We start from the raw sequence: 6937 nt of genomic DNA on the forward strand, positions 1-6937 counted from the left end.
TTCTTCGAGAAGAACTGCTCGCCGTCGATGCCGCCGGGGAAGCGCTGCAGCGATACCGGTCGATCACCGTTCGCCGCGATGAACGCCGCACCGACGCGCTCTTCGCTGAGGTATTTCGCGAGGTCGAGTTTGGTGATGCCGAGGTCGGGCCAGAGCACCCGGCTCGGACTGGAAATGCGCACCTCGCGCTCGCCGACCGTGAGCATTGTCGCTTCGCTTGCCATGGGGCAACCGTAACCAGTTGCGCCCCGGTCGGGAACCCGGGACCTTGTGCCCTGATGGATTCTCGAGATTGCGAGCAGACTGCAGTCATGAGAGCCACTCCGGTTCCCGCAACGAAAGGCACACCGTGACCACCACGACCGTCAACACCACAACGCTCGGCATCACTGCGCGCACGTCGACGGCCATCAGGGTGGTCGGATTCCTCGCCATTCTGGGCGGCCTCGTTATGATCATCGGCGGTGGCGTCGTCTGGGGACTGGTGAGCGGCCAGCTCGCCGACGAGAACATCACCGTGAGCGACGACGCGTCGATGATGGCGGGCGCTCCCGTCGTGGGCCCGTTCTCCGCCTACGCCCAGGCGGACATCATCAACCACCACGCGCTCGAGATGGCGGAGGGCATGACCTACGCCGAGCTCGAGCAGGACGACCCGATCCGCGCCACCGTGATGAACGCCTCGTTCCTTCGCACCTCGCTCTTCACCTCGGTCGTCTCCTTCGGCGTCGCGGCCTTCGCCATCGGCTCGGGGCTGCTCGTCGGCCTCATCGGCTGGTCGCTGACCGCCATCGTGCCGTCGAACAAGCGTCGCGAGGGCTCCGCCTAACCGACACACCTCAGCCCGCCCAACAGGACGCCGCGACCCGAACCGCGCGCTTCTCCCTGTTGGGCGGGTTTTCGGCGCATCCGGACCTGTTCGAGTCGTGGGGGGGTGTGCTGCGGCGCAGGAGCGGAGCACACTCGGAACGGCCGCAGTGTCGCGGCCGATCCGAGTGTGGAGGAATCATGACTGAAGTGACGGACGCGGTCGACGCCGACCGCGCTCTTAAAGCCAGGCACCGCGCCATGTGGGCTTCTGGCAACTACCCCGAACTGGCGAGCGATCTCATCTCGTCACTCGGTGCGATCCTCGTCGAGGCGGTAGGGGTGCAACCGGGCGACCGGGTGCTCGACGTCGCGGCGGGGTCGGGTAATGCCTCGATCCCGGCCGCCGTCGCCGGCGGCACCGTGACCGCGAGCGATCTCACCCCCGAGCTGTTCGACGTGGGCCGCGCCCAGGCGGCCGAGCGTGGCGCAGAACTCGAGTGGCGTGAGGCCGACGCCGAGGCGCTGCCGTTCGCCGACGGCGAGTTCGACGTGGTGCTCTCCTGCATCGGCGTGATGTTCGCGCCACACCACCGGGTCGCGGCCGACGAACTGGTGCGCGTCTGCCGATCGGGAGGCCGCATCGGCCTGCTCAGCTGGACGCCCGGAGGTTTCGTCGGGCAGATGCTCGCGACCATGAAGCCCTACGCCGCCGCTCCCCCGGCCGGGGCCGAACCGCCGCCGCTGTGGGGCGACGAGCAGCACGTGCGCGGTCTGCTCGGCGACCGCGTCACCGAGGTGTCGGTGTCGACGGGCACCGTGACGATCGACCGTTTCGCGGCGCCGGACGAGTTTCGACAGTACTTCGCGTCACACTACGGGCCCACCATCGCCGCCTACCGCAACGTCGGCGACGACCCCGAGCGCACGGCGGCGCTCGATGCCGACCTCGCGGCGTTGGCAGAACGATTCGACACAGGATCCGACGGCTCCCTCGTGCTCGAATGGGAGTACCTGCTGCTGACCGCGCGTCGCAGCTGAGCCGGCTCAGCGCTGGAGCAGGATCTCGCTGCGCTGCGTCATCAGCAGCCACGAGGTCTGCGTCGCATGCACATCGGCGTCGACGAGGGCGTCGATCGACAGCCCGGCGAGAGCGGCGATGTCGCCGATCGGCACCTGGAAGGTTCGGAACGGGCCGAGCGGCGGCGGATCGCCGACCGCCAGCGCGGTCGCGGTGGCGAGGTCGATGTCGTCGAGCTGCGGCCGTTGGTCGAGGATGTAGCCGGCGGCCTCGATGCCTCGCTCGTTCGCCCACGCGGCCACCTTGTAGAACAGGCGCGGGATCCGCACCCCGCGGTACGTCGGGTCGTCGTCGCCGAAGATCGGGCCGGTGAAGACGCTCAGGCGGCGGTCGAAGGTCTCGGCGTTTGCGAGCACGTAGTCTTCGAGCCCCGACCACAGCTCTTTCGACTGGTTGAACTGGGCCGCCTGGGGTGCGGCGTTCGTGTAGACGAAGGTGTCGCGGTTCGCCCGTTCGGCATCTGGGCCCCACACGGGGTCACGGCGACGCACGAGGTGACCCCGGTCGAGGTCGTTGCGGGCATACAGCTCGCCGCCCGCCTGCTCGCTCTCGTCGACCCGCGGGTCGAGGTGCCAGTCGTCTCCGCGCTCGACGTCGACGAGTCGGGCGCCGTCGATGTTGACCGCCGTGGCGGCGGCGAGCCGGCGCTCGGGATCGAGCAGCAAGCTGAAGTGGGTGTAGTCGAGCCGGATCGTCGGCTGCCGGGTGCCCGGCAACGGGAGCTCGACGGGTTCGACAGGCACCGATTTTGTGGGCACCGATTGTGCAGGCACCGATTTTGCAGGCACCGAGAGAAAGGTCGGGTCGTACCCGCTGGTCGCATCCGCAGTCTGTTCTGGCACGCCGTCTATTCGATCAGACACGAATGACATTCGGATGGCCGGTTCGTGACCCCTGCGCTGCGCCTAACGCGATCGCGAGGAGCGCACGAGCAGCGTGCCGCCCAGGGCGAGCAACAGGAAGCTCAGAACCAGGATGGGCGTGAGATCGGCGCCCGTCGCCGCCAGCTCGCCTGCCGCGCTCGCGCGGGTTGCACTCGAGGTGAGGCCGGGCGACGTCGCGCTGATCCCGACCGCGGCGGCCGCGGCGACCGTCACGGTAGAGGACTGGGAGGCGTCGGGCGAGACGCCATTGCTGGCGGTAACGGTGAACGCGAAACTGCCCGCCGTTGTCGGCGTGCCCGAGATGACGCCGCTCGTCGCGTCGAGGGTGAGGCCGGTGGGCAGGCCGCCCGCCGAGATCCGGAAGCTGGACGCCGGGTTGCCCGAAGCCGTCACGGTCGAGGTGTACGGCGTGCCGACCGTCGCGGTCGCCGTGGGGGCGCCCGAGGTGAAGGTCGGGCTGGCCAGCACAACGGTCGTGCTCGCGTCTTCGCAGCCGGCCGGGCGGGTGATCACGTTGCTGTCGAGGGTGACGGCGCCGTTGTCGGCGAGCAGTCGGCCCTGAACGGTCGCGGAGGTCGTGGCGGTGATCGACTGGCTCGCCATGAGCGTGCCGACGAACTGCGAGGCCGTGCCGAGGGTGGCCGAGCTGCCCACCTTCCAGAAGACGTTGCACGAGCTGGCTCCGCCGGTGAGCAGGATGCGGCTCGCCGAACTCGTGATGAGCGTGCTGTCCGCCTGGAACACCCACACCGACTCGGCCGTGCCGGCGAGCGTCAGATCGCCGGAGAGGGAGAGGGTCGGTCCCGAGTACACACCGGGGGTGAGCGACAGGCCGACGAGGTCGGAGAGTCCGCTCGACGTGGGGGTGAGGCTCGCGGCCACGTTGTAGGCCGTGGTGAGGTCGGCCTGGGCCTGAGCGGCCACCGCGGTGGTCGGTTCCTGGGTGCCGAGCACGATGCCGGGCGGGAAGCCGGTGATGGAGGTTCCGGGGCTCAGACCGAGATCGCCGGTGATGTTCGTTGGGCCGGTGTTGGTCACCGTGCTCGCGCCGAGCACCCCGAAGGCCGTTGCGGTGCCGAGGTTGATGGGGCCGTCGATCGTGACGTCCGCCGAAGCGGCCGTTGCCGGAAGGATGGCGATGCCCATCGCAACGACGAGAGCGAGAGCCGCTGAGCCGCGACGGTTGAACGAACCGGTCATGCGAGATCTCCTTCTAGCCGTGATACGGGGAGAATAAAAAAAGAGAAGTTTTTCCACTTCTTGTCGTAATGAAACACCCCGTCGCCTGAGGCGCCTAGGCCCTTTTTGGGCATTGACGTATGCCGACTGGCGTGCGTAGCGTCTTTTGCGCTACTCGCGCGGCATCGCGCGAGCGCGCGCGCCACACGATTAACGCCGAGCCGAGGGCCAGCAATTCGCCGCCGACGGCCACAGGAGGGTTGCCGCGAGGTGAAGATTCGGCGGCGCGGCAGAAGCCCCCCTAGTTTGCTTCCGCGCCGGCCAAAAGACCCGACGCGGCCACCGTTACGGCCCCCTCGCGCCGCTATTTCGCGGAATCCGGCCCGGAGCGGGCGGACGAGCGGCTACCGTTGACCCATGACTTCCCCCGAAACATCCGCACCCGGCGAGGCAGAAGCTGCCCCCGCCACTCTCACTTTCACCGAGCTGGGGCTCGGCGACGCAGTACTCAAGGCACTCAAAGATGTCGGATACGAGACCCCGTCGGCTATTCAGGCCGCCACGATCCCGCCACTGCTCTCGGGCCGCGACGTTCTCGGTGTGGCCCAGACCGGTACCGGTAAGACGGCCGCCTTCGCGCTGCCCATCCTCTCCCGCCTCGACCTGAGCCAGAAGAGCCCGCAGGCGCTCGTTCTCGCCCCCACCCGCGAGCTCGCGCTGCAGGTGTGCGAGGCCTTCGAGCGTTACGCCTCGCACCTCAAGGGCGTGCACGTGCTGCCCGTCTACGGCGGACAGGGCTACGGCGTGCAGCTGTCGGCGCTGCGTCGCGGCGTGCACGTGGTCGTCGGTACTCCCGGCCGCATCATGGACCACCTCGACAAGGGCACGCTCGACCTCTCCCAGCTCAAGTACCTCGTGCTCGACGAGGCCGACGAGATGCTGAAGATGGGGTTCGCGGAAGACGTCGAGACGATTCTCGCCGACACCCCCGACGACAAGCAGATCGCCCTGTTCTCGGCGACGATGCCCGCGCAGATCCGTCGCATCTCGCAGAAGTACCTGCACGACCCCGAAGAGATCACGGTCAAGAACAAGACCACCACTTCGGCGAACACCACGCAGCGCTACCTGATGGTGTCGTACCCGCAGAAGATCGATGCGCTCACCCGCATCCTCGAGGTGGAGAACTTCGAGGGCATGATCGTCTTCGTGCGCACCAAGAACGAGACCGAGACGCTCGCCGAGAAGCTGCGCGCGCGCGGATACTCGGCTGCCGCGATCAGCGGAGACGTGGCGCAGGCCCAGCGTGAGCGCACCGTCGAGCAGTTGAAGAACGGCAAGCTCGACATTCTGGTGGCTACGGATGTCGCGGCTCGAGGCCTCGACGTGGAGCGCATCTCCCACGTCGTCAACTACGACATCCCGATCGACACCGAGTCGTATGTGCACCGCATCGGCCGTACCGGTCGTGCCGGACGCAGTGGTGCCGCGATCAGCTTCGTCACCCCGCGCGAGCGTCGCCTGCTCGGAGCCATCGAGAAGGCCACGCGCCAGCCGATGGTTGAGATGCGCATGCCGAGCGTCGAAGACGTCAACGTCACGCGCCTCACCCGCTTCGACGACGCGATCACCGCTGCACTCGGCGACGAGAGCACGCTCAACACCTTCCGCGACATCATCGCGCACTATGTGGAGCACCACGACGTGGTCGAGTCCGACGTCGCGGCTGCGCTCGCCGTGGTGGCCCAGGGTGACACTCCCCTGCTGCTCTCGCCCGACGACCCGCGTTTCGCGCGTCGTGAGCGCGAGCGTATGGACCGTGACCAGAACGACCGCCAGGGCCGTTCCGAACGTTCGTTCCGCGACGACCGACCCGACCGGCCGGAGCGCGCCGAGCGTCGGCCGCGCAGTGGCAAGCCGCTCACGTCGTACCGCATCGAGGTCGGCAAGCGTCACCGCGTCGAACCGCGCCAGATCGTGGGCGCTCTCGCCAATGAAGGTGGGCTCAGCCGCGAGGACTTCGGGCACATCGACATCCGCCCCGACTTCTCGCTCGTCGAGCTGCCCGCCGACATGCCGAGCGACGTGCTCGACAAGCTGTCGGACACGCGCATCAGCGGCAAGCTGATCGAGATCAAGCCCGACCGCGGCGGCCCGGCCAAGCGTGAGTCCTACGGGGACCGGCCGAAGCGCGACTCGTACAGCGACCGGCCGGCGCGGTAGGCGCGTCGAGACTCGCCCGGTCTACTGTCATGGACTTCGTGGTTCTGGCCGTCGTCGGCGTCGCACTTGTGACGCTCGTGATGACGGCAAAGTGGCTGGGATGGCGCGGCGGGTCTGAGACAGACCGCGAGTAGCCCTTCACCTGAAGCCTCGCACCTCTTCGGAGGCGCGAGGTTTTTGTGGTTTCTGGCGGGTTTAGCTGTGGCGGGTGTGGCGTTGCGGCGTGTGTCTCACTTGTGGATAACGGGTTTGTCCACAGGTTTTGTGCCGGTGCGGGGCAATGTCGGTGGCCGCGGTTTCACTTCGGGCATGGAAGATCTGATGGAGCGGCGACCGGGGGCCGAGGCGCCGCGGGTGGCGATGCTGCGCCGGACGCTCGGCGGGGTACTCGACACCGTCGAGACCGTCGACCGCATCCAGGGGGCGACCGCGGCCGCCCGGGCGGAACTGATCGACGCCGCCCGACGCACCAGCGAAGCCATCGCGGCAGAAAACTCCTCCGGCGGGCCGCTCGGGTCTGAACCGCACGGGTGGAACGCGGCGGTGCGTGCCCGGCGGGAGCTGACGTTCGACCTCGCCGCCCGGCTCCGCATCCCCGAGCGCACCGCGGAGACGTTGATCGGCGAATCGCAGCGGCTCGTGCAGGCGCTGCCCGACACCCACCGGGCACTCGGCGCCGGCGAGATCAGCTACCGGCACGCGCAGATCATCGTCGACCAGACCGCCGGACTCTCCGACACCGTCACCACCGAATTCGAACGCA

At 68.2% G+C, this 6937-nt stretch carries 6 protein-coding genes and 1 pseudogene; 4 read left to right on the plus strand and 3 right to left on the minus strand.

The features are described 5' to 3' along the window. Positions 1-224 (minus strand): annotated as a pseudogene (locus ACLQ6X_RS12000) (ATP-dependent DNA ligase); the annotation flags it as partial. 125 nt (positions 225-349) lie between these two features. On the opposite strand from ACLQ6X_RS12000, the gene ACLQ6X_RS12005 reads away from it, so the two are divergent. Together ACLQ6X_RS12005 and ACLQ6X_RS12010 are read left to right on the plus strand one after the other, a co-directional pair. Then, entirely contained in the window at positions 350-829 is a 480-nt protein-coding gene (locus tag ACLQ6X_RS12005) for an aromatic ring-opening dioxygenase LigA (RefSeq protein WP_411700384.1), read from the plus strand. A gap of 179 nt (positions 830-1008) precedes the next feature. Further along, positions 1009-1848 (plus strand): class I SAM-dependent methyltransferase, encoded by an 840-nt coding sequence (locus ACLQ6X_RS12010; protein ID WP_411700385.1) that lies wholly within the window; start codon positions 1009-1011, stop codon positions 1846-1848. 6 nt (positions 1849-1854) lie between these two features. Here ACLQ6X_RS12010 and ACLQ6X_RS12015 read toward each other — a convergent pair whose 3' ends face one another. Together ACLQ6X_RS12015 and ACLQ6X_RS12020 are read right to left on the minus strand one after the other, a co-directional pair. Next, positions 1855-2631 carry a DNA/RNA non-specific endonuclease gene (locus ACLQ6X_RS12015; RefSeq protein WP_411700386.1) on the minus strand — a complete coding sequence of 259 codons (777 nt, stop codon included), beginning with the start codon at positions 2629-2631 and terminating at the stop codon, positions 1855-1857. A 162-nt stretch (positions 2632-2793) separates the two neighbouring features. Beyond that, positions 2794-3972, minus strand: coding sequence for an ice-binding family protein (locus ACLQ6X_RS12020; RefSeq protein WP_411700387.1), 1179 nt, complete (start codon positions 3970-3972; stop codon positions 2794-2796). Positions 3973-4368: 396 nt separating this feature from the next. Here ACLQ6X_RS12020 and ACLQ6X_RS12025 point away from each other — a divergent pair, with 396 nt between their 5' ends. After that, entirely contained in the window at positions 4369-6174 is a 1806-nt protein-coding gene (locus tag ACLQ6X_RS12025) for a DEAD/DEAH box helicase (protein WP_411700388.1), read from the plus strand. Between the two features lie 309 nt (positions 6175-6483). Continuing rightward, on the plus strand, positions 6484-6937 hold a 454-nt coding region (locus ACLQ6X_RS12030), incomplete at its 3' end, for a DUF222 domain-containing protein (protein ID WP_411700389.1).

Source organism: Conyzicola sp., assembly GCF_046714715.1.
Classification (GTDB): Bacteria; Actinomycetota; Actinomycetes; order Actinomycetales; family Microbacteriaceae; genus Conyzicola.